At 55.8% G+C, this 23659-nt stretch carries 26 protein-coding genes; 13 read left to right on the top strand and 13 right to left on the bottom strand.

What is annotated here, in order from left to right:
• The first annotated feature begins 6 nt into the window (after positions 1–6).
• The gene (locus tag EYC98_RS06245; protein WP_279244455.1) at positions 7–1176 is read left to right on the top strand and encodes a PQQ-dependent sugar dehydrogenase; all 1170 of its coding nucleotides are present in this window, start codon (positions 7–9) and stop codon (positions 1174–1176) included.
• Positions 1177–1212: 36 nt separating this feature from the next.
• Here EYC98_RS06245 and EYC98_RS06240 read toward each other — a convergent pair whose 3' ends face one another.
• Positions 1213–2061, bottom strand: a complete 849-nt coding sequence (locus EYC98_RS06240; protein ID WP_279244454.1) for an SDR family NAD(P)-dependent oxidoreductase — start codon at positions 2059–2061, stop codon at positions 1213–1215.
• A gap of 181 nt (positions 2062–2242) precedes the next feature.
• Here EYC98_RS06240 and EYC98_RS06235 point away from each other — a divergent pair, with 181 nt between their 5' ends.
• The 6 genes from EYC98_RS06235 to EYC98_RS06210 all read left to right on the top strand — a co-directional run bounded on the left by EYC98_RS06235 (position 2243) and on the right by EYC98_RS06210 (position 7023).
• Entirely contained in the window at positions 2243–2389 is a 147-nt protein-coding gene (locus EYC98_RS06235) for a hypothetical protein (protein WP_279244453.1), read from the top strand.
• Between the two features lie 89 nt (positions 2390–2478).
• A complete protein-coding gene (locus tag EYC98_RS06230; protein ID WP_279244452.1) occupies positions 2479–3345 on the top strand; it encodes an LLM class F420-dependent oxidoreductase in 867 nt (288 codons plus the stop codon).
• 53 nt (positions 3346–3398) lie between these two features.
• Positions 3399–3563 (top strand): hypothetical protein, encoded by a 165-nt coding sequence (locus EYC98_RS06225; RefSeq protein WP_279244451.1) that lies wholly within the window; start codon positions 3399–3401, stop codon positions 3561–3563.
• A complete protein-coding gene (locus EYC98_RS06220; protein WP_279244450.1) occupies positions 3560–4396 on the top strand; it encodes a fatty acid desaturase in 837 nt (278 codons plus the stop codon). The genes EYC98_RS06225 and EYC98_RS06220 overlap by 4 nt, the downstream gene beginning before the upstream one ends.
• 82 nt (positions 4397–4478) lie before the next feature.
• Positions 4479–5501 carry a glutaminase A gene (glsA, locus tag EYC98_RS06215; RefSeq protein ID WP_279244449.1) on the top strand — a complete coding sequence of 341 codons (1023 nt, stop codon included), beginning with the start codon at positions 4479–4481 and terminating at the stop codon, positions 5499–5501.
• 31 nt (positions 5502–5532) lie between these two features.
• Complete coding sequence (locus EYC98_RS06210) at positions 5533–7023, top strand: DcaP family trimeric outer membrane transporter (RefSeq protein ID WP_279244448.1); 1491 nt, start codon at positions 5533–5535, stop codon at positions 7021–7023.
• 10 nt (positions 7024–7033) lie between these two features.
• Here EYC98_RS06210 and EYC98_RS06205 read toward each other — a convergent pair whose 3' ends face one another.
• Complete coding sequence (locus EYC98_RS06205; RefSeq protein WP_279244447.1) at positions 7034–7444, bottom strand: DUF3429 domain-containing protein; 411 nt, start codon at positions 7442–7444, stop codon at positions 7034–7036.
• A 31-nt stretch (positions 7445–7475) separates the two neighbouring features.
• Entirely contained in the window at positions 7476–8657 is a 1182-nt protein-coding gene (locus EYC98_RS06200; RefSeq protein ID WP_279244446.1) for an acyl-CoA dehydrogenase family protein, read from the bottom strand.
• Between the two features lie 168 nt (positions 8658–8825).
• On the opposite strand from EYC98_RS06200, the gene nei reads away from it, so the two are divergent.
• A complete protein-coding gene (gene nei / locus EYC98_RS06195) occupies positions 8826–9650 on the top strand; it encodes an endonuclease VIII (protein ID WP_279244445.1) in 825 nt (274 codons plus the stop codon).
• A gap of 358 nt (positions 9651–10008) precedes the next feature.
• Here nei and EYC98_RS06190 read toward each other — a convergent pair whose 3' ends face one another.
• Positions 10009–13035, bottom strand: coding sequence for a carboxypeptidase regulatory-like domain-containing protein (locus EYC98_RS06190; RefSeq protein WP_279244444.1), 3027 nt, complete (start codon positions 13033–13035; stop codon positions 10009–10011).
• A gap of 73 nt (positions 13036–13108) precedes the next feature.
• Between EYC98_RS06190 and EYC98_RS06185 the strand changes: the two genes are divergently transcribed.
• The 3 genes from EYC98_RS06185 to EYC98_RS06175 all read left to right on the top strand — a co-directional run bounded on the left by EYC98_RS06185 (position 13109) and on the right by EYC98_RS06175 (position 15483).
• Positions 13109–13537 (top strand): YqaA family protein, encoded by a 429-nt coding sequence (locus EYC98_RS06185; RefSeq protein WP_279244443.1) that lies wholly within the window; start codon positions 13109–13111, stop codon positions 13535–13537.
• Complete coding sequence (locus tag EYC98_RS06180; RefSeq protein ID WP_279244442.1) at positions 13534–14310, top strand: hypothetical protein; 777 nt, start codon at positions 13534–13536, stop codon at positions 14308–14310. The genes EYC98_RS06185 and EYC98_RS06180 overlap by 4 nt, the downstream gene beginning before the upstream one ends.
• A gap of 120 nt (positions 14311–14430) precedes the next feature.
• The gene (locus EYC98_RS06175) at positions 14431–15483 is read left to right on the top strand and encodes a TIGR03857 family LLM class F420-dependent oxidoreductase (RefSeq protein ID WP_279244441.1); all 1053 of its coding nucleotides are present in this window, start codon (positions 14431–14433) and stop codon (positions 15481–15483) included.
• A 24-nt stretch (positions 15484–15507) separates the two neighbouring features.
• Here EYC98_RS06175 and EYC98_RS06170 read toward each other — a convergent pair whose 3' ends face one another.
• Together EYC98_RS06170 and EYC98_RS06165 are read right to left on the bottom strand one after the other, a co-directional pair.
• Complete coding sequence (locus tag EYC98_RS06170; protein WP_279244440.1) at positions 15508–15723, bottom strand: carboxymuconolactone decarboxylase family protein; 216 nt, start codon at positions 15721–15723, stop codon at positions 15508–15510.
• 78 nt (positions 15724–15801) lie between these two features.
• Positions 15802–16041 (bottom strand): hypothetical protein, encoded by a 240-nt coding sequence (locus tag EYC98_RS06165; RefSeq protein ID WP_279244439.1) that lies wholly within the window; start codon positions 16039–16041, stop codon positions 15802–15804.
• 205 nt (positions 16042–16246) lie between these two features.
• On the opposite strand from EYC98_RS06165, the gene EYC98_RS06160 reads away from it, so the two are divergent.
• The gene (locus EYC98_RS06160) at positions 16247–16645 is read left to right on the top strand and encodes an NINE protein (RefSeq protein WP_279244438.1); all 399 of its coding nucleotides are present in this window, start codon (positions 16247–16249) and stop codon (positions 16643–16645) included.
• 58 nt (positions 16646–16703) lie between these two features.
• On the opposite strand, the gene EYC98_RS06155 is transcribed toward EYC98_RS06160, so the two are convergent.
• Complete coding sequence (locus EYC98_RS06155) at positions 16704–17168, bottom strand: PaaI family thioesterase (protein ID WP_279244437.1); 465 nt, start codon at positions 17166–17168, stop codon at positions 16704–16706.
• Between the two features lie 43 nt (positions 17169–17211).
• Positions 17212–17883 (bottom strand): HAD-IA family hydrolase, encoded by a 672-nt coding sequence (locus tag EYC98_RS06150; RefSeq protein ID WP_279244436.1) that lies wholly within the window; start codon positions 17881–17883, stop codon positions 17212–17214.
• 90 nt (positions 17884–17973) lie between these two features.
• Between EYC98_RS06150 and EYC98_RS06145 the strand changes: the two genes are divergently transcribed.
• Complete coding sequence (locus EYC98_RS06145; protein ID WP_279244435.1) at positions 17974–18492, top strand: MOSC domain-containing protein; 519 nt, start codon at positions 17974–17976, stop codon at positions 18490–18492.
• Positions 18493–18526: 34 nt separating this feature from the next.
• Here the strand turns inward: EYC98_RS06145 and EYC98_RS06140 are convergent, their stop codons facing one another.
• The 5 genes from EYC98_RS06140 to EYC98_RS06120 are packed head-to-tail and all read right to left on the bottom strand — an operon-like array spanning position 18527 to position 23641.
• A complete protein-coding gene (locus EYC98_RS06140; protein WP_279244434.1) occupies positions 18527–19210 on the bottom strand; it encodes a glutathione S-transferase family protein in 684 nt (227 codons plus the stop codon).
• Positions 19211–19270: 60 nt separating this feature from the next.
• Positions 19271–19831 carry an ureidoglycolate lyase gene (locus tag EYC98_RS06135; RefSeq protein WP_279244433.1) on the bottom strand — a complete coding sequence of 187 codons (561 nt, stop codon included), beginning with the start codon at positions 19829–19831 and terminating at the stop codon, positions 19271–19273.
• A 15-nt stretch (positions 19832–19846) separates the two neighbouring features.
• A complete protein-coding gene (locus tag EYC98_RS06130) occupies positions 19847–20353 on the bottom strand; it encodes a (2Fe-2S)-binding protein (protein ID WP_279244432.1) in 507 nt (168 codons plus the stop codon).
• A 10-nt stretch (positions 20354–20363) separates the two neighbouring features.
• On the bottom strand, positions 20364–21236 hold the full coding sequence (locus EYC98_RS06125) for an FAD binding domain-containing protein (RefSeq protein WP_279244431.1): 873 nt from the start codon (positions 21234–21236) through the stop codon (positions 20364–20366).
• Entirely contained in the window at positions 21233–23641 is a 2409-nt protein-coding gene (locus tag EYC98_RS06120) for a xanthine dehydrogenase family protein molybdopterin-binding subunit (protein ID WP_279244430.1), read from the bottom strand. Before EYC98_RS06120 ends, EYC98_RS06125 begins: the two co-directional genes overlap by 4 nt.
• Positions 23642–23659: the final 18 nt, after the last annotated feature.

Genomic DNA, 23659 nt, shown 5'->3' with positions numbered 1-23659 from the left:
TTTTCAATGATGATGAAAATATTGGGTTTGACCTGTTTCTTGTTGCTGATCGGCTGCGACGCAATGCAGGGGCACTCTTCGGTGCCATCCATGGCGAGCGATACCAAAACTCCCTACCAGGCTCGTGACGTAACGGTCAGTCTTCGCACAGTCGCGCAGGATCTGGAGTTTCCATGGGACATGGTGTTTATCAGTGATGTTGAATTTCTGGTCACTGAGAAAGTCGGGCGCCTAACCCGCATCAACCTGACTAGCGGCTCCAGCACCGTCATCGGCAATATTCCTGAAGTAGCGTTTGAGGGTCAAGGCGGGCTGTTAGGTGTGACCCTGCATCCACGGTTCCCTGACAACGGGTTACTCTACCTGAGCTACTCGATAGCCTTACCCGATGACACCTACAGCACCCGCCTGCTACGCGCCAGACTGGCTGACAATCAATTACACGATTCCCAAGTAGTGTTTACCGCAGCGCCAGCGCTAAAGACCACCCGGCATTTTGGCGGCGCGATGGTCTTTGATGATAACGGACACCTTTACCTCAGCGTGGGTGATCGCGGCCGCCGCGAGAACGCGCAGGACCTGAGCACCGATCTGGGCAAGATACATCGGCTCACAGACACCGGCGGCATACCGTCCGACAATCCCCTGATCGGCCAGAACAAAGCGCGTCAGACAATATTTAGCTGGGGACACCGCAATCCACAGGGACTGGCGATCCATCCGCAAAGCCGTGAGCTATGGGCCGCCGAGCACGGCCCCCAGGGCGGGGACGAAATCAACCTGATTCGTGGCGGCGCCAACTACGGCTGGCCTGTGATTACCTATGGCGAGGAATATGGTGGCGGTGCCATCGGTGAAGGTGGAGTTAAAGCGGGGATGGAGCAGCCCGTACACTATTACGTGCCCTCTATCGCCACCGCGGGTATCGGCTTTTATACCGGCAACCAGATCCCCCAGTGGCAAAATAACTTGTTTGTGACAGGCCTCCGAGCCCACGTCAGTCGTCTGGCGCTGGCAGGCCAGCAGATGGTCGCTGAAGAGCTGTTGTTTGAAAACCTGAAGATGCGCACGCGTGGTGTTGAAACCGGTCCGGACGGAGCGCTCTATTTACTCAGTGAAATTGGCAGCATTGTTGTCGTTGAGGCGGCTCCTGGAGAGCCAGTGACGGCGGAGTAAGACCATCACTACCAGCGCCACAGTGATCACACATTGTTAGTCAAGGCGTGCGCCGCCGTCCACATTGATGGTTTGCCCGGTCACATAGCTCGCATCTGACGAGCACACAAACGAAACCACCGCCGCCAGCTCCGACACCTTACCCTGCCGCCCCATCGGAATGAAGTTTTCCAATTGCTCCTTGAAAGCGCCATCGGGCAACGAGTATTTCTCAGAGGCACGAGCAATCGTTCCGTCCATCATATCGGTGCTGTGTGACCCTGGACTGACACAGTTAACCCGGATACCGGTGGTCGCCAGTTCCAGCGCCAGCTGTTGGGTAAAACCGACCACGCCAAATTTAGAGGCACAATAGGCGCCGTAGTCGACCAGACCAACGCGCCCGGCAAGCGATGCAATCATAACGATTGAGCCACCGTTGCCACTGTCGCGCATCAGTCGACCACCGTACTTGGTCACCAAAAACACCCCATTGACGTTTACATCCATGGTTTCGTACCAGACATCTTCTTCCGTATCGAGAATCGGAGAGGCCCCTGCATTACTGGGCACTCCAGCATTGTTGACGATAACATCCAGACGCCCAAACTCTGCCTCGATAGCCGCCGTCATAGCAACAACCTGGTCCTTCTTGGTCACGTCACAGTCCACCGCCAGCGCTCTACGGCCTTTACCCCTGATCTCCTCAGCCAGCGACTCCGCCCCAAGCCAGTTCATATCCTGCTCATGTTGTAGTAGCGAAGGCCCAGTACGCGGCCGCCCACTGACCACAACATCAGCGCCGTCGTCCGCCAGCCGCAATGCAATCGCGCGCCCAATGCCACGATAGCGCGCAGCGCCTGTCACCAATGCGACCTTACCGGTCAGGTCTCTGGGTACTGACATAATCCCCTCCTTATTTGTGATGTTGCGAAAGGCTTTGAAACCTTTCAGCCCAGTATGCAGCAGCGATTGGGCTGCGGCTAGCAACAGCAGATGACCGGGCTCCCCTTGCCTTGTTTTATTCGGTACTGCGGATTCCTTTGGCACGACTGAGCGCGCGAATGGGCCTTTTATGATCGGCGTTATGAGTGACCTGCTGAGCGGCCCGTTCTCTGAAGGCTCATTACGCTATGCCATCCTTATTGCCTCCGGTGCCTACCTCTGGGCTGCAGTGCACTTTCATCTAGCCGGTGGCACTGTTGTCGACGACCTACGTGCGGCGCAAAGCTAGCCCGCTACCACCGACGGCAGTCAGAGCAGCGATTGTACCCGTGACCGGGCCCGTATTAGGATAAAGTAAAACAATACGAGGGTTGTGCGATGAAAATTGGCTTTAGCTTTATGAACACCCCGCAGGACCCCTGTCCGATGGAGCTTGCCGTCGCCCTGGAAGAGCGCGGCTACGAATCACTGTGGACCGGCGAACACAGCCATATACCCGTATCCAGGGAAACCCCATGGCCCGCCGGCGAAGAGCTGCCAGAACCCTATAAGCAGCTATCCGACCCCTATATATCGTTAATGGCAGCAGCGGCAGTCACTACAAACTTGAAAATCGGCACCGGCATTGCGCTGCTAAACCAGCGTGACATCTTCTCCCAGGCTAAGACTATTAGCACTCTGGACCGCGTCTCCAAAGGTCGGGTAATTGTCGGCGCCGGCATCGGCTGGAATCGCGAAGAGTTCGAGAATTCATCTCGGCACCCCTGGAAGAAGCGCTATACCTTACTGCAAGAGACCGTGGCCGCCACGCGACGACTGTGGCAAGACGAAGAGGCCGAATACCACGGCACTATGGTTAATTTTGATGCGGTATGGAGCGGCGCCAAGCCGTGGCAGGAGCGACCAGAGGGCCCACCGGTTATGCTGGGCGTGATGGGCCCGCTGGGCGTGCAACAGGCTGCTGCCTGGTCCGATGGCTGGATGCCAGCAGATATAGGTATGGCTAATTTTTCAGAGCAGCTAGCCAGCTTCCGTCGGCAGGTTAGCGAACACGGGCGCGATCCCAGCGCCGCGCCAGTCAGTGTGCAGGCGCTACATACTCCTGATCTGGATGGCTTGAAGCGCTATCGCGACATGGGTGTTGAACGAGTGATCGTAGGCGTCGATATGCAACTGTGGGGCAAGCAGGCCGAAATTCAGGCCTTGATGGATCGCTACGCCGAATATATTCCAAAAATCGCCTAGAACCCGCGTTTTCTACTACAATAGCAGGCCTGCTTAAGCGGATGGAGAAGCCTGTGCAAGACATGATTGGAAAGCTGCTCACCTGGGGCCCGGTGTTTTTTGGATTGCTGATATTTTCGCAGATGTGGTCTGCTGCGCTGGGGATCAGTTTGCCACTGACTATGGCCATTGGCCTGGTTTGGGGCTTCATCGCGATGAAGCGGGGTCGCTGGCTATGAGCATTGAGCAGGAGCGCGCTATCGCCAAGAAGTACATCGGTCGTTTCCCACTGTTCATGGCCGTTTGGGGTGTGGCCGGCTTCAGCCTCTGGGTGGCACTGTTCCCTCTGGTGCACCTGCAGTATCTGCCACTGTGGGCTGGCTTTGCGATATCGCTAGTCATCCTGTCATATTGCTACCTGCCCAGCCACGAGGCCGAACACGGCAATATAGGTCGACCTAACACCCGCTGGCGCTGGCTCAACGAATTCATTGGCCACACCTCCATGTTCCCGCTGCGCATTCCCTTTCAGCTGCATCGCGCGATTCACCTCAAGCATCATGCCTATACCAACAATGATGAGAAGGACCCTGACATCGGTATGCGCGCGACCTCAATCTGGAGCGCTGCTTACCAATCATGGCGCATCCGGCAACCCGATAGCCTGGGTGGCCTAACGCCAGATGTTCTGGAAGACAGCAGCGAGAAAGACCAATTAGTGTGGCAAGGTTTTCTGGTCACCCGTCTCTGGTGGCTGCTGTTAGCGCTGCTGTGCTGGACCGGCTTTGCGCTGGAAGCACTGTTGCTGTGGTGGCTGCCTATGCAAATAGCCATGATCTATACCCAAATCACACTGTCATGGGCGCCCCACCACCCGATGCTGGAGCAGGGTCGCTATCGCGACACGCGAATCTGGAAATCACCGGTGGGTACGCTGCTGTCTTCGGGCATGGAATATCACTTTATGCATCACCTGTTCCCCTCGATTCCGCTTAATCGTCATCCCGCGGCCTACCGGGAGATGAAACCGTTGCTGGCAGAAGCAGGTATTCGCAGCGATAATGAGCTTTAAGGATATCCACCAACCGACGCCAAGCCCCGACAGGCCGAGCGACAAAAACAATTCTAAAAATTTCACCGGCAAAGGAAACACCATGAAACTCTTGATAAGCAAATGCCTCGCCATTGTTAGCGGGGTCTTCCTGCTGTCTTCCACATTGCACGCTGCACAGCCGCTGGCAGCAGCCGAGGTCAAAGCCGCGCTCAACAGCGCCTACGCCAAATACAAAGACCTGCAGGAAGGTGCCAACGCGGACTACATTCCCGCGCTGGCAAAAGTAGATTCGAATCTGTTTGGCATCGTCCTGGTGACCGTTGACGGTAAGGTCTATAGCGCTGGGGACGTCAGCTCCGAGGTCTCTATTCAATCCATTTCAAAAGTCTTTACCATGGCTAAGGTGATTGAAGAAAAAGGCGAGGATGCCATTTTTGGCAACATGGGCGTGGATGCAACCGGCCAGGTTTTCAATTCCATTGTCGCGGTTGAGCAATATCAGGGCGCAGAGATGAATGCCATGGTCAACGCTGGCGCCATTACCGCAACCAGCATGATCTCAGGAAAATCCAGAGATGAAATCTGGGGCAAAATTCTGTCTTATTACGGTGACTTCGCGGGCCGCAAGCTGTCCGTAAACCAGGAGGTGTTTGAGTCAGAAGCGGCCACCAATCAACGTAACCAGGCCATCGCCAAACTGATGTATGCCTACGGCCGCATCAAAGACAATCCCGACCGCGCCACCGATATCTACACGGAGCAGTGTTCGGTCAATGTGAATACTCGAGATCTGGCAACTATGGCCGCAACACTCGCCAACGGTGGCAAAAACCCGGTGACCCGCAAGCAGGTATTAGGCAACGAGCATGTACCACGCGTGCTGGCTGTTATGGCAACAGCAGGGTTATATGACGACACTGGTAAATGGCTGTACCGCACCGGACTGCCCGGTAAGAGTGGCGTCGGCGGCGGCATCATCGCCGTATCGCCCGGCCGCTTTGGTATTGCAGTAATCTCGCCGCCTCTGGATGCTGCCGGCAACAGCATTCGCGCCCAGCGCGCGATCACCGACATCTCTAACGCTCTTGGCGGCAACCCTTATGCCGTCGCACCAGCACAATAAGCCGAGATACTAAAATACTGAGGATTTCCCAGTGACCAACTCCAAGTGGCAGATAGCCATTCTCTTCCTGGCCACGTTCGGCTACTCCCTAGGCGTCAGCGCTGCCAGTGATGCCCAGCGTATCGACGAGATGGAAGCCCAACTGCAGGCGCAACGCGCGTTAATGGAACAGCAGCAACGCATGTTGGAAAAAATGAGTGCGGAACTGGAATTGCTTAAGGCTAATCGAACTGCAGCGTCACCGCCCACCAAGGTGGAGGCTGGCCAGTCCGAGTCCGGCCACGTGCTGTCTAACACCCCCGTGCCCGGCACGGCAGAGCCGGCTATGAGCGTGGCTGCCGCGACCAAACCTGAAGCCAGCAAAACTCCGCGATTATCGGCGCAGGTCTACGGCTTCGCTCAGGCCGATGCCATCTATGATTTTAAGCAAGTCGACCCCAATTGGACTGATACGCTGCGCGTTTCAACCATTCCAACCCAAAGTGGCACCTACGGCAATGATGGTGACTTTGTTTTCAGCGTACGGCAGTCGCGCCTGGGGATCAAAGGTGACTATGGCGACGATGTAACTTTTCTATTGGAGGGAGAGCTTTTTGGCGTGGGTGCCGATGAAGGTCAAACCACGCTGCGCGTACGCCATGCCTGGGCCACTTACCGCAATCTGGGCATGGGCCAGACCTGGTCCAATTTCATGGACATCGACATCTTCCCTAATACTATCGACTACTGGGGCCCTACCGGGATGGTGTTCTACCGCAACCAGCAGGCTCGGTATACCTTTGCAACGGGTGCAGACGAGTTCGCGATCAGCATCGAAGACCCTTCTACGGCGCTCAGTGTCGGGCGTTTCCGCGACACCACCGTATGTAATCTGCCCAACCCACCGGAAGATTGCGAGTCGTCAGGCTCCACCGCTGAGGACTTATTTCAATCTTACAATGAACTACCCGACCTGACCGGCCGCTACCGCAAGAACGGTGACTTTGGGCATTTTCAGGTCGCCGGCATTGTCCGTCACCTGGGTTATGAACGGCTTGACACCGGCGCCAAGGGGGATGAAATTGGCTGGGGCATTAATACCAGCGCCTCGCTGAAAACCTTCGGCCAGGACCGGCTCAAGCTACAAGTGGCCTACGGCGAAGGAATCGGCAACTATATGAACGACGGCGGCCTCGATATCGCACCGGATTCAGCCGACATCAGCACGGCGTCCGCTGAAACCATTCCCCTACTGGGTATTAGCGCGTACTACGACCATTATTGGAACCAACAATGGTCTACCTCCATCGGTTGGTCCATGACCGACCTGGATACCACTGCCGGGCAAGCTCCTGGTGAGTTCAAGCGCGGCCAGATAGCCCAGGTAAATGTGCTGCACCACCCGACTGATAACGTCATGCTGGGTACAGAGTTCCTGTGGGGAGAACGCGAGGATGTTAGCGGCGCCCGCGGCACCGACTATCGCATCCAGTTCAGCCTCAAGGTGAATTTTGATACCGGCAACCTGATGCAAGCGCGATAGATGGCAAGCGTCACATAAGCAGTTGGCTCGCCAGAAAAACCCCATACGCAGGCATGGAACACCATGTCAGCTGGCGGCGCAGACGCAGGTACCAGCCGGCGGTTGAGTGCGCGATTTCGTAGTAGAGCAGGAACAGGTGAAGCAGCGCCAAAAGTGCCGCTGCCAACATTGGACTAAGGACGATCAACACCGCCACCCCGATGACGGTGACAGCATTGCTGATCAGCAAACGGCTAGTTTTCTCCGGTCCGACACGTACATTAGCGCTGCCCCACAAAGAACCAGCAAGGAAACTCAGTATGGCCAGCGCGTAGAGGGTAAAGCCCTGACGCGCCAGCTGCTGCATGCTCAGATCCTGCAAACAGGCGAGCGCCGCGAAACCATAAAATGGCGCCAGACCCGCAAAGCCGAGTCCTACCATCAACCGCCTGCCAGGGCCGACAGAGGGACTATCAGATAAAGAAGTCACCATTTTCAGCGCCCAGACTGATACCGCCCAAATTGCGTGAGAATGTCGTCGGATTGTTGGCCACGTGAGCCCGTGCCGTGTGTATATCCAGAAACCGTTGCTGTATCTGACTATCGGTGAATACTGAGGAGCCTCCCGCCGACGAAAATAACGAGTCGATAATCCCCATGGACTTTTCAATCACCAGTGATGCCTGATACCGATACAGCGCTCTATCCTCGATGGCAGAGCTGACACCGCTTCTCGCCAATGCCATCATACTGTCGAAGTTGCGATAGAGTAGCGCTTCCATTTCATCAATGGCGTTTTTGGCGGCAGCAACTCGCTCTACCGTACTCACATCACCGGCCAGTTTAGTGACATCACCGCTGGCCTTGCCAACTACCGTTTCACAATATAGACGCAGGCCCTCTTTTGCCGCGCCGATGGCGGGCGTCGATACCACACGAATAAAGGTCTGGGCCCAGGGCAGCCGATATAGCGGAGCATCATTTACCGACACGCCAGGATTGTTGCCACTGAAACCATCCGACTGCTTGTGGGTGCGATAGTCCGGCACAAACACACCGTCCACCAGGATATCGTTCGACCCGGTACCCTGCAGCCCCATAGAGTGCCAGGTATCGATAATGTCATAATCAGTATTGGGCAGTAGGAAGGTCCGAAACCCTTCTCCCGGCACAATGGCTCCCAGCAACACCCAGCTGCAGTGATTACATCCCGAACTCCAACCCCAGCGCCCGCTCAGCTTAAAGCCGCCCTCAACCACCTCAACCTTGCCCAGTGGTGCATAGGAAGACGATACCCGGGTATGAATGTCTTCGCCCCAAACGTCTTCCTGCGCGCGAGGGTCCATTAACGCGAGCTGGAATGCATGCACCGCAATAATGCCACTAGCCCAGGCTGTAGACATACATCCCTCGGCAATCGCGCTCTGCATACGGAAAAATTCCTGCGGGTCGAGTTCGTAGCCACCGTACTGCTCTGGCTGCAGCGCGAGGAAAAATCCAGCATCCTGCAAAGCGTCTATATTCGCTTGAGGCACCCGCCTCTCCTGTCGCGCCTGTCCCGCCAAGTCACGAAACTGATTCTGTAATCCGACAACTTGCTGGTACATGTCCTGGGCGATTCCTGTTTTCTTATCTACGGTTTCAATCGCTGTCATAGTAACTCTCTCCAATTCTGTGTTTTCAAGCCCCACTGCATCTAATCTGTGTCACCAGTTAGACTGACCTTATTACCTTACGCGGCTGGCAGCGCGTCGGATCATTAAACAACGTGGTCTGACTATCTCTGCTCAGCGTATTCACTCAGAAACCAAGGAGAATGCGAAGTGCCAGAGGGCCCAGAGATCCGGCTTGCCGCTGATGCCATAGCGCAAGTGTTAGAGCAAAAGATAGCCGAGCGAGTCAGTTTCAGCCAAGCACCAATGCGCCACTTCGGCAAACGCCTCACTGGCATCGAGGTACTGGAGATTGAAACCCGCGGTAAAGCCATGCTGACTCATTTCGCACATGGCTGGACAATTTACTCTCACAACCAGCTCTACGGGGTCTGGACTGTGGCAGAACGCGGCCAGATACCGCCAACCGGGCGCAGTTTGCGCCTGCGCATAACCACCGCGACCCACGAAGCTCTTCTCTACAGTGCATCCGATATCAGCGTCTGGCCCACTGCAGACCTTGGACAGCATCCGTTCCTGGCTAGAATAGGACCTGATATCCTCAACCGCGATCTGCGCTGGCAGGACATCGCTACGCGCCTGCGCGAACCACGCTTTGCCAATCGCCAGCTTGGGGCCTTATATCTGGACCAGACTTTTCTGGCTGGCCTGGGTAACTATCTGCGCAGTGAAATTCTGTTTCAGGCTGGGCTGCATCCTAACCTGAAGCCGGCTGCACTCAGCCGTGGTCAAATTGGCCAGTTGTCACGCATCACCCTTGAATTGTGCTGGCGCAGCTACCACACGCGCGGCATCACCAACCCAAGCAGCCGCGTTCGCAAGTTGCAGGGCAAGGGTTTACGCGGCGAGCAAATGCGCTTTGCGGCTTTTGGTCGCGCTGACCTTGACTGCTATCGCTGCAGCGGCGTTATTGATCGTATTGAGTTCGGTACACGCCGCCTCTACCTCTGCCATAACTGCCAACCCGAACCGTAATGATGTCAGCCGGACCAACACCGCGACCAGCATCGCGCACCGTCAGCGAAGGTAGCTGTCCCGCTTGCAACCGACATACACGGCTCAGCTTTCATCACCTGATTCCGCGCAAGGTACACCGGCGAACGTTTTTTCGAAAACACTTTAGCCGCGCCCAGCTGAGCCTCGGCATATACCTTTGCCGAATGTGCCACGATGGCATTCACGACCAATTTGATGAAACCACGCTGGCAAAATCCTACAGTGACCCTGCAAAATTACTCTCAGAGCCCTCTTTAATCCGCCACTTCAGCTGGGTGGCGCGGCAGCGGCAAGCCTGACAATAGCTTGCGGCACATGCCAGCGCTCATCGGCCCCTCTATAGTTGCAGTACACCCGGCGCCACCCAGCCGTCTCCACCCACATCCAGAAACAGCGGATTGGTAAATGCGAATGCCGGCGTGCCGTCTTCACCCAGATTGCCATCGATCAAATCCTCTAAGGTTGCATTGCTACTTCTGCGGAGGCTCGCTGGCAACACCGGAAACACTGGCTCAGAGATACCATCATTACCGCGTGCTACGGCGACAATCCAGGTATCTTCAGTAACCGCATCTAACGTCAGGGTAACAGTAATATCCGTTCGCGAAGCTCCCGGTAGCGTTGCATCTACCACAACTTCAGCGCTGATCCAGCCAATATCACCATCAGCAATAACCTGATCCGGGGTTACGCTGTAGCGGGCCGCCGAGCCTGGCACGCGCACCGGCTGGTTATTGATATAGAACTCCAACATGTCTACCTGCGCCCACTGCGGCGTGCTAACTGTCGCCGTCAGCACTACGTCGCTGCCCGCGGTAATCGGTATCAGCACGTCCTGATCAATGCGCAAACCCGCCTCTTGCGTCTGACCATTGAAGTCGCCCTCTGCCTGCAACAACAAGAATGGTGCGTTGGTGCCGATGGCTTTGCCCGCCAATACCGTCTCAGCCAGCAATTCGGCCTGCACGCTAAAATCCTCAGGCGCACTCAAGTTACTGGCGATCAAAGTACGCGCAGACGTACGCGTAAAGCGGCGATCGTGAGTATCCGAGTTGGCAATACCAATGCGCACCAGATCCTGATTAATCAGGTTGAACCAGTCACCGGCATTCTGTCCCAAAAAGCCCGAGAGAATGCCACTGCGCCCGTTAGTGCCAATCCAGACTTCAAGCGCGTCAAACCCGGTATCAAAGGCGTTGTCGAGCTCGGGATCCAATCGGCGCGTGGCCGGATCGGTGGAGGAGACCGGTGGTGTCTGCCCGGTATCGACGGCCAAGCCGCCGGCGCCAAAATAGGAGGCAATATGATTGACCTGCACCAGATTATCTTTTGGGTCATCCTTCAGACCTGCAATAATCTCCGCAGGGCTCAGGTTATAGTTACCATAGGCTGGAAAGTCCATGCCATCGGGTGCTGCCCCGGCCCAATCAAACGACCCCCCGCTGATACTGTTCGGGTCAATCGTCACCGGCCAGCTGTTGAAGTGTCCATAGTCAAACGTGGTGGTTTCGCTACTCGGTGCTACCGCGATTAAATCCTCAACGCCCATAGCTGCCAGTGTCGGTGCAAAGTCAGAACGTACACCGTGATCAGAAGGGGTAAAGAAATCCATACCTTCAGCCAGCATCACTGCTACCCGCTCCTCGCGCGTCACCTCGGCATCCGGGCTATCAATCGAGTGCACATGGAAGTCACCATGCACAAAGCCGCTGTCATCGATAACCTTCACCAGCGACGCCGCCACCGACGTCAGCTGTCCGGCAGCCACAGTAATAGTCTGCTTATAGGCGGAGTAGCGCGGCCCTCTGGAGACAACGACCTGATAATCGCCGGGTTCAACCAATATCCGTTCACTGGCACCATTGCGGTCAATGAAAAATGCCTGAGCGATGCCAAAAGGTAATGCATCTGCAGCAAAATCACCAAACACGCCGGCGCCTTGCCCGCCAACCACATTGACCAGGGGTGGACTGGGGTCAAACCCAACCAGCTGCACTTTGGCCGGCCCGGGGCCCACTTGGTCTATCACGGTGACCTCTAGAGAACCCGGCTCCGGCAACTGAAAATCCTGAGTTGTCATCGCCTCAGCTTCAACGACCAGAGCGGCCGGTCCCGCTAGCGGGTACAGATAACCCTCTTTGTTGGCACGTATCTCATAGTCTCCAGGTGGCAGTTCAAAACTGTAATTACCGTCAGCATCGGTTCGACTGTGGTCAACCAAAAACAAGGAAGGTGGATTGGTATTCGCATTCAGCACCTGATACGCCACCACCTGAGCGTCCACAAGCGGCTGTTCAGCACTGGAAACCATGCCACTGACCTCTCCCGTGGTGAAACCAAACAGCTCATTACGGATAGCTGCAATACTGCTCACAGTGCCGTCACCCACTGCAAAATAGCGCAGCAGCGTCAGCTCGCCATCAGCGGGTATAGTGTAATTGGCGGGTACAATTCCCAGAATCAGGTTTAGTACCGCCTCCCCATAAACCAGAATATTGATACCCGCTGTGGAAAAGCTCGAAGAACGCTGCTCGCTGTGGATCAAACCGTAGGAAACTCCGCGCGCGCCATCAATACCGGTGTAGGCAACAAAATTACACTGGTCGCATAGACCTTCTTCTCCCTCATCACAGGGTACGTAAGTTTCAACCGGACACGATGGTGTATAAGCCGGCTCACCAAAACCTGCATAGGGTTGAAAGAACTCAACCTGCCCCGACCCATTCAGATACTCGGTTAGGTAAGTGGGGAGCTCTTCGCTGGTTTGATTGGAAATGGTCGTCAGCATCTCAATATAGCGGTCACCCGAGGCGAGGCTATAACAGGTTTCAATATCAACCGGCAGATCGCGATCATCGGCACTGGCGGGCAACTCGACGCCGAATTCTCGAATCGCAGAACTGGCGTTAGCTAATTCCAGTAAATCATCCGGACCGGTGGCACAGATGATTGCCGGTTGACCATTGCTGCCATCATTGTCGATTCGCACCTCGGTGTAATTGGGCGTATTCTCGATATTCAAACCCGTGACAAACTCCTCCAGATGATCGGGGAAAAATTCTCCGCTATCATCACGGGCACTGACATCGATAATATTGCCCCCAAAAGTGCCAATACTCAGCCACTGGCGCCCGGACTGCTGGATAATCACGCGTAGATGTTCATTCTCCAACACAAAATCGCCCGGCACCCCGCGTGCCAGCGGCCCCGACAACAGGTCACCCTCGACCGCGACCCGCGCGGAAACGGGCGACGATGGATCGTCATTGTTGTCACTACAGCCCAACGGCAGCAGTACCAGCAAACAAAGCAGCGGCAACCGGAACAGCAAAGAGAGCGATCGCAATTGAAAAAACTTGTGCATCGAGGACACCCTGATTCAAACGTTAGGATTGCAAAGGTAGCAAAGTTTCAGCATCAGGTATCGGTATTCTTACATGACTGAGTACCTGCTGCTGTTCTTGACAGCGCTGGCAGCCGCGAGCGTAATACCGGTTTCCTCTGAAATCCTGCTACTGGCCTTGCTAGGTACGGGTCTTAATCCAATGTCACTGTGGTTAACTGCCACCTTGGGCAATACGCTGGGAGCCGTTATCAACTGGTTTATCGGCACCAAAATTTCTGACCATGCTGACTCTCGCTGGGTACCGGTGTCCAGCGCCAGCGTCGAGCGCGCCAGTCACTGGTTCAATCGCTATGGCGTTTGGTCGCTGTTGTTAAGTTGGCTGCCTGTGGTGGGAGATGCGCTGACTTTTTTCAGCGGTATAATGCGCGTTCGGTTTGCGTTGTTTCTGGTGCTGGTTGCCATCGGCAAAGGTGCACGCTACGCGGTATTGATAATAACATTTGAGGCACTACCACTGTGACTTTCAATGGGGCGAGATTGCCCACCGCGCCAAGCCTGGCAGCGCTACTCATTTTGTCAGTCGCAGCCTATACCAGCAAAACTTACGCCGGTCCGCCACTGATTATTCTAGACCCCGGCGTGTTGGAGCCAGGCCAGTGGGAAGTCATTACTGCTGTTTCTAGCGCAGCTATTGGCGAAGATCAGTTTTACACGGTGCCGCTGCTCGATGTATCCCTGGGACTGATTAGTGAGCGCCTGCAAATTGCCGTCACGTACCCGCATGTGTACGCGGATACCAAAGACAACGATGCTAACTGGGAATTTGATAATCTGGAGCTGGGCGCTACCTGGCGCTTTTGGCAAAACGAGAGATGGCAGTTGGCGCTGGCTCCAATTTACGCTTTTGGCGTTACTCGCAGGACAGCAGATCAGGGTATCGGCAGCGTCGGTGATATCGCGACTCTGCCACTGGTCGCCGAATATCAAATCAACGCAAGCTGGCGCGTCAATACTTCCGTTGGCTATGAGCGGGTTGAGTCTGCCGACGACCTCTGGAGCTACAACGCTGCTCTCGCCCATACTTTTAATGAACGCTGGGAGCTGCTGGCAGAGCTGGCGGGTGCTCGTAACGATGACACTGGTAAAGATGCGCTAGATGTCCGCGCCGGTTTCGACTACGCATTAGCACCGGATTTTCACCTGTTGGTTGCCGTCGCCACCGGTTTGCGCGAGACAGACCCGGCTGAAAAACTGGATTACGAATTATTTGTCGGGCTGCAATTCACCTTTTAGCCTCGCAACATTCGCAACCGACAACTGTTTCTTGCTAGCATTCACGCTGCGAGCTCATCGACTCAGGGCTCACCTACACTCGATAGTCCCATACAGAACGAATAACACATCGGTATCGCTATGACACAAATCGCAGAATTTCCAGAACTCAGTTGCTATCTACTCCCCGGGCACACCACCACCCCGGCAGACGCGATTGAGGAGGCCAGACAAGCAGAAGCCATGGGGCTGGGCAAAGTCTGGCTTTCGGAGCGCTTTGACGTCAAGGATGCAGGTGTCATTTGCGCGGCAGCGCTGACCGCCACCAGCACTCTTCGTGTTGCCACTGCTGCCACCAACATTCACACCCGTCATCCACTGGTATTGGCAACTATGGCCAGCAGCCTGCACCACCTGTCCGGTGGCCGCTTTGAGCTGGGCCTGGCACGCGGTGTCGCCATCCGCGATCAGCTGATGGGACTCAAGTCGGTCACCAATGCCCAGCTCGCAGAAGGCATCGAGTTGCTGCGCGCACTGTGGCGCGGCGAAAAAGTCATGGGCCATGAGGGCGCCATGGGCAATCTACCTTACCTCAGCATGGGTGACTGGATGGACGCCGAGATTCCTCTGCACTTCGTCGGCTTCGGCAAGAAGAGTCTGGGGTTTGGCGGCGAGCATTTCGACGGCGTTCATCTACATACCTTCATTACAGATGCCGGCTTACGTCGCGCCAAGTCGCTAATTCAGCAGGGTGCCAACAAAGCTGGCAGAAACCCTGACGATGTTAAGGTGTGGTCAGTCTATGCCACTGCGCTGAATCCCAGCCGCGAGGATACCCTGAAGAAGCTGGTAGCTCGCATGGCGACCTATATGCAGGCGCCCGGCTATGCCGAAATGCTAATCGCATTGAACGAGTGGGATCCTGCGGTACACGAAGCTTTCAAGGCCAGTGAAGTTGTCAGTTCAATGCCAGGCGGTATCGACAGCGTCGCGACTCTGGAACAACTGGAGGAAATCAGCGAGTTGATTCCGCAGGAATGGTTACCAGCCGCGACCGGGTCAGCGGAAGAATGTGCCGACGCCTGGTTAAATCAGCTGGAAAATGGCGCCGACGGTATCGTCATTCATGGCTCCACGCCATCAGAGTTTGCTCCGATACTGGAAGCGTATCGAGAAAAGCGCGCCAGACGGTAATCGATACTTTAGCGTCACGCGGCGCTAAAGTGCGCAGGTCTTGGGCTCCAGGTCCAGCGCCATCAGCAAACGACCGACGCCGATAAACTGACCGATCATCATTCCCAGCTCAACGATCTCAGGATCGCTGAACTCGCTATGTAATCGCTCAAAAAAGGCATCATCGATTGCATGATGATTCACGGCCATCAGCTCTGCATAGTCTACGGCTAGCTGTTCACGAGAACTAAAGCTGTTCACTTCTGCGTCCAGCTCAGCTATTTTTTCTTCTGTTAAATTGGCTTCTTTTTCTGTACCCGACAGAAATCTGGTGTTTAGTCAGGTAAAGCAGTCATTGAGACGGGCGATTTTCAGACGCACCAATTCAATCAACTCCTCCTCTACTGCTTCGCCCTTGCGCGCGCTGCCATACCACTGAAAAAATCCATCAAACAATGACTGTCGATGAGCCAGACCACGCATAGTTGAGCTGTCGCCGCCCATGCCCTCGATCGCTTTGACCTGTGCTAAAACTTCCGGCGCCAATTCCGCGTCGGGCTTAATCCGTACTCTGCTCATGATTCCTCGCTGAAGCGCTTGTTAGCATCCCCACAATTTATACCGAAGCTCTGCCGAACTGCCAGCACTTTATTCCGCTATGTGCCGACGCGCGGCACACTCGAGGTCAGGATAAAAAATCGCAGGAGCGAACATCTGGACTTTGGCTTGACCTGCTGAAAAAGGAGGATGAAGATAGGGACTCGCAAATGCTGGAGGCAGTAACATGGAAGACCGTTCCAATACACATTCCGTACTGATGGGCTACCTGCTTTGGATTTTGGGCTTTATGGGCGCCCACCGATTCTATTACGGTAAACAAATCAGCGGCGTCATCTGGTTCTTCACTTTGGGTTTGTTTTTTATCGGCTGGATTATTGACTTGTTCCTGATCCCCTCGATGGAGCGCGAGGCAGAGCGTCGCTTTGTTGAAGGTCCAGTCGATTACAACATCGCCTGGATACTGCAAACCTTCCTCGGCATATTTGGCGTTCATCGTATGTACATGGGTAAATGGCTGACCGGCATTCTCTGGTTATTCACCGGCGGCCTGTTTCTGGTGGGCTGGCTATGGGATTTTTTGACGCTTAATGAACAGGTTTCCCAGATCAACAGCGGCGATTAATCCTCGGCTAACGGCCGCTGCCCCTTAGGCACGGCCGTTAGGCATATAACGCCCTATCTCAACCCTGCATATTTCTTGACTGTGCCTTGAATACGCCCTGCGCCGCGAGCACGCTAGTGTCCCCTGAATAGACCAGCGCACTGACAAAGATCACGTCATCCGCCACTTCTATCACGTGAGCCTTGCCCTCCACCCACTCACCCAGTTTTGCGCTGGCCGTAAAGTCAGTGGTCAAGCGCACCGTAATCGGCGCCTGGCGCGTAACCCGGTATACCGCCAAGCCCAGCAAGGCATCAACGAATGAAACCAGCAGCCCTCCGTGGGCGATACCCATACTGTTACAGTGTCGCTCCAGCACGTAGAAGCCTCTGTAGTTCTCCTGCCCCACCAGTTTCTGGTAGAAAGGCCCGTTATGACGGGAAAATCCCCCAGCACTCAGGTGTGGCGTAAAGCCTGCCGGTGGCAGGCGGTAGCCTGAGGGTTCAGGCGGAAAATTGCTTAAGAAATCGTCATGCTCGGTCATCGCGTTTTGTCCATGCTAAACCCGGTGGGCAGAAGTAAATTTGTCATACGGCGGGCCGCCTGCGACCACTGGCGGCAGCACGCACAATATCTGGCAACGCTACAAAATTTTCAAAGCTCCAGTCATGGGGGATTTCGCTGATTGCGGTTTTGCGATAACCCGCAGTAAACAACGCAAACGGAACTCGCCCCTGCACAGCCGTCAGCGAATCAACTTCGCTATCGCCAACATACAGCGGCGCACCATCGCCAAGATCCTGCAGCACCGCCAGCAACATGGCGGGTTCTGGCTTACGGCTAGGCAGCATTCCGCCGGCTATAAACGCGTCGAAGATGCCGTTCAGGCCCATCTTCTCAATCACCGCACGCGCAGGAAGCTCAGGTTTATTGGTGCACAGGCCCAGCCTGTGCCCATCCGCCTTGAGCGCCGCCAACACGCGCTCAACACCGGGATAAAAAACCGCTTTGTCGACCGCAAACTCATAGCGGCGCAGAAACTCAGCATGCACAGCCGCATAATTGTCAGTGCTGGCTTCAATATCGCGCGCCGCCATCATGCGAGTCACAAAAACGCCAGCACCTTCGCCAATAAAGCTACGCGTCTCGGCCAACGTCAACGCCTGTTTATGCCAGCCCGCAAGCACTTCCTGTGCCACAAACTGAATGTCAGGCGCGCTGTCTATCAGCGTACCGTCGAGGTCAAAAATTATATTCATGTCCAGCAGTGCTCTAAGATTGGCAACAACTATAGACAGTTCTGTGCCAGCTTGACACCATGCGCTTTCAAGCTTCAGGACAGTAAAGCCATGACTAAACGCGCCAGCCCTCTTGATCGTTTTGCGCGCGACCTCGCTCCGGGCACACTGAGTTGGATAGGGGTGCGCAGCGAACGCCGTGGCGAAGTCATTTCGGTAAAGCAAGTGCGCGCCATCGCCAGCCACGGCTTGCGTGGCGACCACCGCATGGAGAAGACACCCGGTTCAGCCCGTCAGGTGACGCTGATATCGGAAGAATTTATCGACCAGATCGAGCACTTTACCGGGCATGAAGCTATCGACCCGGCGCTTCTGCGGCGCAACCTCGTCGTGCGCGGCATTAATCTGAATGCACTGCGGCATCAGCGCTTTCAGATTGGCGATGCATTGTTTGAGGCCACAGCTCTCTGCCACCCCTGTTCGCGCATGGAAACAGCGCTCGGAAAAGGCGGCGTAGCCGCAATGATTGGTCACGGCGGGCTCTGTGCACGCATCCTCACCAGTGGCGAAATAGCCGTTGGCGACGTGGTCGAGGTACGACCTGAAGGCGAAAATCTGGCGCTGTTTTAAGCCCGCCAGACAAACACCCGCCAGCAAAAATCAGCTATTTGACGGCTGACTTTCCAGACGCGATAAAAGCTTGAATATAGGCCTGAAAAGCAGGCTCATTGGCAACTCGACCCGCTTCTACCTCGCGCGTGATCGCTGCATCACGCAGGGTTCGATTCCACTCTTTCATACCCGGTATCTGTGCCAGGATATCCCAGTCGAGCTGTTCGGAACCCACTGAGCCGACAATCTTGTTAACGTAATGCACATAGATATCTGCCATCGTCATTTCTTCACCGGCAATCCACGGCGAGAACTGGCATAGCCGCGACAGCGCACCAACACCCCGATTAACCACGTGCCTGACTTCGGCTTTGACCGGCTCTGGAGCTCCCTTGCCGGAAAACGCATAGGCCAGAAAGCGGCGTGCAGGCAATTCAAGATAGAGCTCGGAAATCTTCATGATCTGCCGGACCGCGGCTCGCTCTCCGGCATCAGTAGGGTAAAGCGGGCGCTCGGGGTAAGTCTCTTCAAGATAGTCGCAGATCACCGTGGTCTCCGACAGATGGCGGCCATCGGAAGTGGTTAGCGCCGGCACTTTGCCGACCGGGCTGATTTCCAGCCACTCATCACCGCCACTGAAGATAAGATGCTCTTCAAAAGGTATCTGCTTGTATAGCAGTACATGTTTGACGACATTGTAATAGTTGCTGGCGGCAAAGCCGTGCAGGGTAATCATTCTCTCTCACTCTTGCTCGATTGTACGGAAGGTATCGTTGGCGCTATGGGTCACGGCTAGCTAGAGCTCGAGCTGAATTTTGACGCCGAAACGAGCCGCCATATCCCGCTTCTCAAGATCTGGACCTACCGCCTCATTGCCAATGACATTGTCACTCTTGAGTCCCTCGGTAGCCACGCTGCGCAGTATCACCAGCAGATCCGTATCGTCTACCAAGGCAAAGGGGAACTCGTGCCAGGTACCCAAATGCATCATAAACCCGGCGGAGCCATCGAACAGGAATGCCCGCGCCTGATCAAGGTCCGGTAATTCACTGTCACTGGGCGGAGCAAACATGGCGATGAAGGGCTTGGCACCCAATGAAATAAACGTCTGCGTGTGTTCCGTGTGACGCTCCATGTACTCCACCTCAAAGGGCCTCCGCTGCAAGGTACACACCGGCATTTCAGTTTTTTCATCGGAGATAAACTCGCCAATACGACGCACCTTTACCGCGCCGCCATAGAGATCAATCGGCAGCGGCTCTACATTCTCATCGCGACCCAGTACCACGCCGAACGGCGCCAACGCTGCCGCTGTCGCGGTTTCAACTTTCAGCGTTCTGATCTGTACCTCTGTCATCATGCTCTCCTAATGCTACTCACCGGCGGCGTCCGGATACATGCGCACGCATGCCTCGCCGACTGCCCGTCTAATACTCTGGTAACCTGTGCAGCGGCACAGTGTTCCTGCCAGTGCCGCGTCGATTTCGGCATCGTTCGGCGCCGGATTAGTCTGCAGCAGTTCGGCGGTAGATAACAGAATACCCGGCGCACAAAAGCCACACTGTAAGCCTGCAGCATCCCAAAATGCCTGCTGAATCGGATGCATCGTCCCGTCTGCCGCCGTTAAACCTTCAATAGTGGTGATAGTTGCACGCGGCAGTGTCGCGGCCATCGCTATGCAAGATTTCGCCACTGCGCCATCAATCATCACCGTACAGGCACCGCAGTGGCCGGTGCGACAGCCCATATGGGTACCCGTTTTACCGACCTGCTCGCGCAGCACATCTAACAGTGATGCGCCTGGCACCACCTCAAGCTCATGCAGCTCTCCGTCAATACGCCATTGCACCAGCGCGCTCTGTTCCAGTAAGTCTTCCATCACGAACTCCCTATGAATCCGGCCCAGTTGCAGGCAACAGCGCTGCCTCAACGGCTCTGCGAGCGACCACACCGGCCATGGCGCGACGCCAGGTGCCATCACCCTGATGATCTGACAACGGTGTACCGATAGCCTGTGCGCAGATGCGTTCAATTTCAGCACCCGCCGCCGCGTCATAAGCAGCTCCGGTCAATCCCGCCAAGGCGTCACTGACCAGCGTCAATTGATCGGCAGCAGCACCAATAACGACCCGAATGGCGGTCAGTATTTCGCCCTCTGTTTCCAGCACCGCAGCAGCGTTGGCAGAACCGTAGGCACCGCTGGTGTTCTTTAACTTGTAATAGCCCCAGCTCGACTGCGGCGACGCTGTAACAAACACGCGGGTCAATATCGCCTTGGTGCCAAGACCATGACTACTATCTGCCAGCAAGTCGGCAAAACTCAGACGCCGAGTGCCCGCGGCATCTATCAATTCAATATCTGCCTGCAACGCCAACAGAGAGGGTGCAATATCGTAAAGTGGGTGCATGGCAACGATATTGCCACCGATGGTGCCGCGGTTGTGTACCTGCCAACCACCACCCATTGCGCTTACCGATTGCGCTAGCAACGGTGCCAGGCGCTGCACATCAGCATGTCCTTGAATGTCTCGATGCACGGTCAGAGCACCCATCACCAGCTCGTCACCGACGCTGCTGATACCAATCAGTTCTTCAATACCGCCAATGTCTACGTATACATCTGGCATCAGTACCCCGTAATTCACCGACGGTAAAATCTCCTGCCCGCCCGCGATCACCACTACGCCGCCCTGCAACCCGCTCAACAGGTCGACGGCCTGCTGCAAGCTGCGCGGTCTGGCGTAGCTGGGGTACAGACTCATTGATCACCACCTGGCGTCGGCGCTACGCTCGCTTGCTGGATCGCCGCCCAAACTCTGGGCGCGGTCAGCGGCAACTCATTCATCACCACACCCAGTGGTTGCAGCGCGTTATTAACGGCATTGACCACAGCTGCTGCCGACCCGCCTACGCCGGCCTCACCCGCACCTTTGAGGCCCAAATAATTACCCGGGTTGGGCATGTCATGATGCTCTACGGCAATCGGTGGCATATCGCTCATGCGCGGCATCACGTAATCCATAAACGAACGGGTCAGCTGCCGCCCACTCGCGTCATAGCGCACATCTTCTGTCAGGGCACCACCAATACCAAAACCAATCGCCCCGCAAGCCTGACCTTCGACCAGTATCGGGTTGATGACTTTGCCGCAATCGTGGGTGACAGCAAACTTCAGCAATTTGACCTGCCCGGTTTGCACATCGACCTCGCAAACAGTGGCATAGGCAGCGTTCGAGTAGCTGGGATAGGGATTGATATTGCCATTGGCATCTGGAGTATGCCGAATCGAAGGTGGCCGAAAGGTGCGCGTGGCTTCCAGAGGTGGATCAATACACAGGGCAACGTCATAAGCACGCGTATACGCCGCGTAACACACCTCCGCAAATGTCACCGAGGCGCTGCTGTCTGCCGTGCTGGTATACACACCCCGCTGTAAAACCAGACTGCTGCGTTCAACTTCCAGCAGAGCCGCCGCAACTTTATCGATCATGAGCCGCACATCTTGCGCAGCCAGCGCGGCAGAACCACCACCTACAATCGTGCTGCGTCCTGAGTAGTTGCCAAAGCCATAGGGCGAGGCATTGGTGTCGCCCTGCAACACTTCAATGGCATCAATATCGACACCCAGTTCATCGGCAACAATCTGTGCAATACCCGTGGCATTGCCGGTACCAGGACTGGTCACGCCGGTTAACAGGCGCACCGTGCCGTCGGGGCCTACTCGCACGCTGCTGGTGTCGTAGCCAACCACCATAGAACCCGGTATCGCGCCGCCTTCTGGGGTCAACTCAAAGGCCACTCCGATGCCAATATAACGGCCAGACTCGCGCGCGCTGGCCTGCTCCTCCAGACAGTCATCATAGTCGATCGCCTGCAGCGTTTTTTCCACTGCGCCAGCGTAGTCGCCAGAGTCGTACAACAGGCCAGTAGGGCTATCGTAAGGGAACTCATCTTTGCCAATAAAATTCTTCAGACGCACCGTTACTGGCGACACGCCCAACTGGCGGGCGACATTGTCCATAGCCAGCTCCAGCGCAATCGCGGTCGACTCTTTGCCGTAACCTCGCGCCGCATTCCAGGACGGCTTGTTGGTGCTGACCGCATGCATCTGTACGTCGATATCACGCACTTTATAGGGCCCGGGCATTGTTAAACCGGTCAGGAACGCCATGCCCCAGCCAGGACAGGCAGACGGAGCACCCGTGTTAGCGTAGAAGCGATCACGTAAGCCCAGCACAGTGCCGTCGTTGTTCACTGCCATCTCGATGTAGTGTTTCTGCTCGCGCGCGCCAATCAACAGACACTCTTCACGACTTTCCAACCACTTCACCGGTTGCCCCGTCAATTTCGCCAGCAGGCATATCAGCCCTTCTTCCGGATGACCGTGCATCTTCAGCCCGAAAGCCCCACCAATGGTGGATGCAATAATGCGAATTTTGTTCTCAGGCATGCGCAGGGTTTGCGCCAATACCAGCCGCAGCGGGTGCGGGTTTTGTGATGTTCCGTAAAGGGTAATACTCTCGGTATTGTGCTCCCACACGGCGTTATAGCAGCGGGTTTCCATCGGTTGGGTTGAAAAGCGATGGATTTTGACTTCAGTACTGACTACCTGATCGGCAGACTCGAAAGCCGCGACAGTATCGCCGTGCATAAACGGCACGTGCATCAACAGATTATCATCCCAGCCAGGCACAATAGTTCTGGCACCCACCGCCAACGCTGCCTCGGCATCTACCACCGCTTCCAGCGGCGTATAGTCCACCTGCACTCGCGCGGCTGCGTAGCGCGCGGTGCGCATGTCCTCTGCCACGACTACCGCAACGGGCTGTCCGTAGCACCACACTTCATCGATAGCCAGACAGCGATGCGCCGCCGCCTTACCGCCGAACAGCGCGGGCTCAAGATAATCTGGAATAGGATCGGTGAGCGCGGCGACATCAGCACCGTGCATTGCCAGGCGCACCCCCGCCACTCGCGTTGCTGCCGACAGGTCCACCCGATTGATTCTCGCTGCCGCATGGGGGCTACGGACAATGCAGGCATGCAATTGCCCGGCAAAGGCGTAATCACTGGTGTACTTCGCCTTGCCGATCAGTGGTGCACGACCTTCCTTGGTACGTATCGAGCGCCCCACATACTTCAGGTCGCCGTCTGGTGAATCAGCCATCCCGCTCTCCCGCAGTGC

The organism is Candidatus Litorirhabdus singularis (genome assembly GCF_026262625.1).
Classification (GTDB): domain Bacteria; phylum Pseudomonadota; class Gammaproteobacteria; order Pseudomonadales; family Halieaceae; genus Litorirhabdus; species Litorirhabdus singularis.
Note: the sequence above shows the minus strand (reverse complement) of the source record. Positions and strands in the feature narration are given on the sequence as shown.

Excerpts from the sequence above, each read along its gene's own strand:
- EYC98_RS06120 (WP_279244430.1), bottom strand. The coding sequence starts at position 23,641 with ATGGCTGATTCACCAGACGGCGACCTGAAGTATGTGGGGCGCTCGATA.
- EYC98_RS06130 (WP_279244432.1), bottom strand. The coding sequence starts at position 20,353 with ATGGAAGACTTACTGGAACAGAGCGCGCTGGTGCAATGGCGTATTGAC.
- EYC98_RS06230 (WP_279244452.1), top strand. The coding sequence starts at position 2,479 with ATGAAAATTGGCTTTAGCTTTATGAACACCCCGCAGGACCCCTGTCCG.
- EYC98_RS06205 (WP_279244447.1), bottom strand. The coding sequence starts at position 7,444 with ATGGTAGGACTCGGCTTTGCGGGTCTGGCGCCATTTTATGGTTTCGCG.
- EYC98_RS06135 (WP_279244433.1), bottom strand. The coding sequence starts at position 19,831 with ATGACAGAGGTACAGATCAGAACGCTGAAAGTTGAAACCGCGACAGCG.
- EYC98_RS06235 (WP_279244453.1), top strand. The coding sequence starts at position 2,243 with ATGAGTGACCTGCTGAGCGGCCCGTTCTCTGAAGGCTCATTACGCTAT.
- EYC98_RS06200 (WP_279244446.1), bottom strand. The coding sequence starts at position 8,657 with ATGACAGCGATTGAAACCGTAGATAAGAAAACAGGAATCGCCCAGGAC.
- EYC98_RS06165 (WP_279244439.1), bottom strand. The coding sequence starts at position 16,041 with ATGAGCAGAGTACGGATTAAGCCCGACGCGGAATTGGCGCCGGAAGTT.
- EYC98_RS06185 (WP_279244443.1), top strand. The coding sequence starts at position 13,109 with ATGACTGAGTACCTGCTGCTGTTCTTGACAGCGCTGGCAGCCGCGAGC.
- EYC98_RS06155 (WP_279244437.1), bottom strand. The coding sequence starts at position 17,168 with ATGACCGAGCATGACGATTTCTTAAGCAATTTTCCGCCTGAACCCTCA.
- glsA (WP_279244449.1), top strand. The coding sequence starts at position 4,479 with ATGAAACTCTTGATAAGCAAATGCCTCGCCATTGTTAGCGGGGTCTTC.
- EYC98_RS06220 (WP_279244450.1), top strand. The coding sequence starts at position 3,560 with ATGAGCATTGAGCAGGAGCGCGCTATCGCCAAGAAGTACATCGGTCGT.
- EYC98_RS06125 (WP_279244431.1), bottom strand. The coding sequence starts at position 21,236 with ATGAGTCTGTACCCCAGCTACGCCAGACCGCGCAGCTTGCAGCAGGCC.
- EYC98_RS06175 (WP_279244441.1), top strand. The coding sequence starts at position 14,431 with ATGACACAAATCGCAGAATTTCCAGAACTCAGTTGCTATCTACTCCCC.
- EYC98_RS06190 (WP_279244444.1), bottom strand. The coding sequence starts at position 13,035 with ATGCACAAGTTTTTTCAATTGCGATCGCTCTCTTTGCTGTTCCGGTTG.
- EYC98_RS06150 (WP_279244436.1), bottom strand. The coding sequence starts at position 17,883 with ATGAATATAATTTTTGACCTCGACGGTACGCTGATAGACAGCGCGCCT.
- EYC98_RS06140 (WP_279244434.1), bottom strand. The coding sequence starts at position 19,210 with ATGATTACCCTGCACGGCTTTGCCGCCAGCAACTATTACAATGTCGTC.
- EYC98_RS06145 (WP_279244435.1), top strand. The coding sequence starts at position 17,974 with ATGACTAAACGCGCCAGCCCTCTTGATCGTTTTGCGCGCGACCTCGCT.
- EYC98_RS06240 (WP_279244454.1), bottom strand. The coding sequence starts at position 2,061 with ATGTCAGTACCCAGAGACCTGACCGGTAAGGTCGCATTGGTGACAGGC.
- EYC98_RS06160 (WP_279244438.1), top strand. The coding sequence starts at position 16,247 with ATGGAAGACCGTTCCAATACACATTCCGTACTGATGGGCTACCTGCTT.
- EYC98_RS06245 (WP_279244455.1), top strand. The coding sequence starts at position 7 with ATGATGATGAAAATATTGGGTTTGACCTGTTTCTTGTTGCTGATCGGC.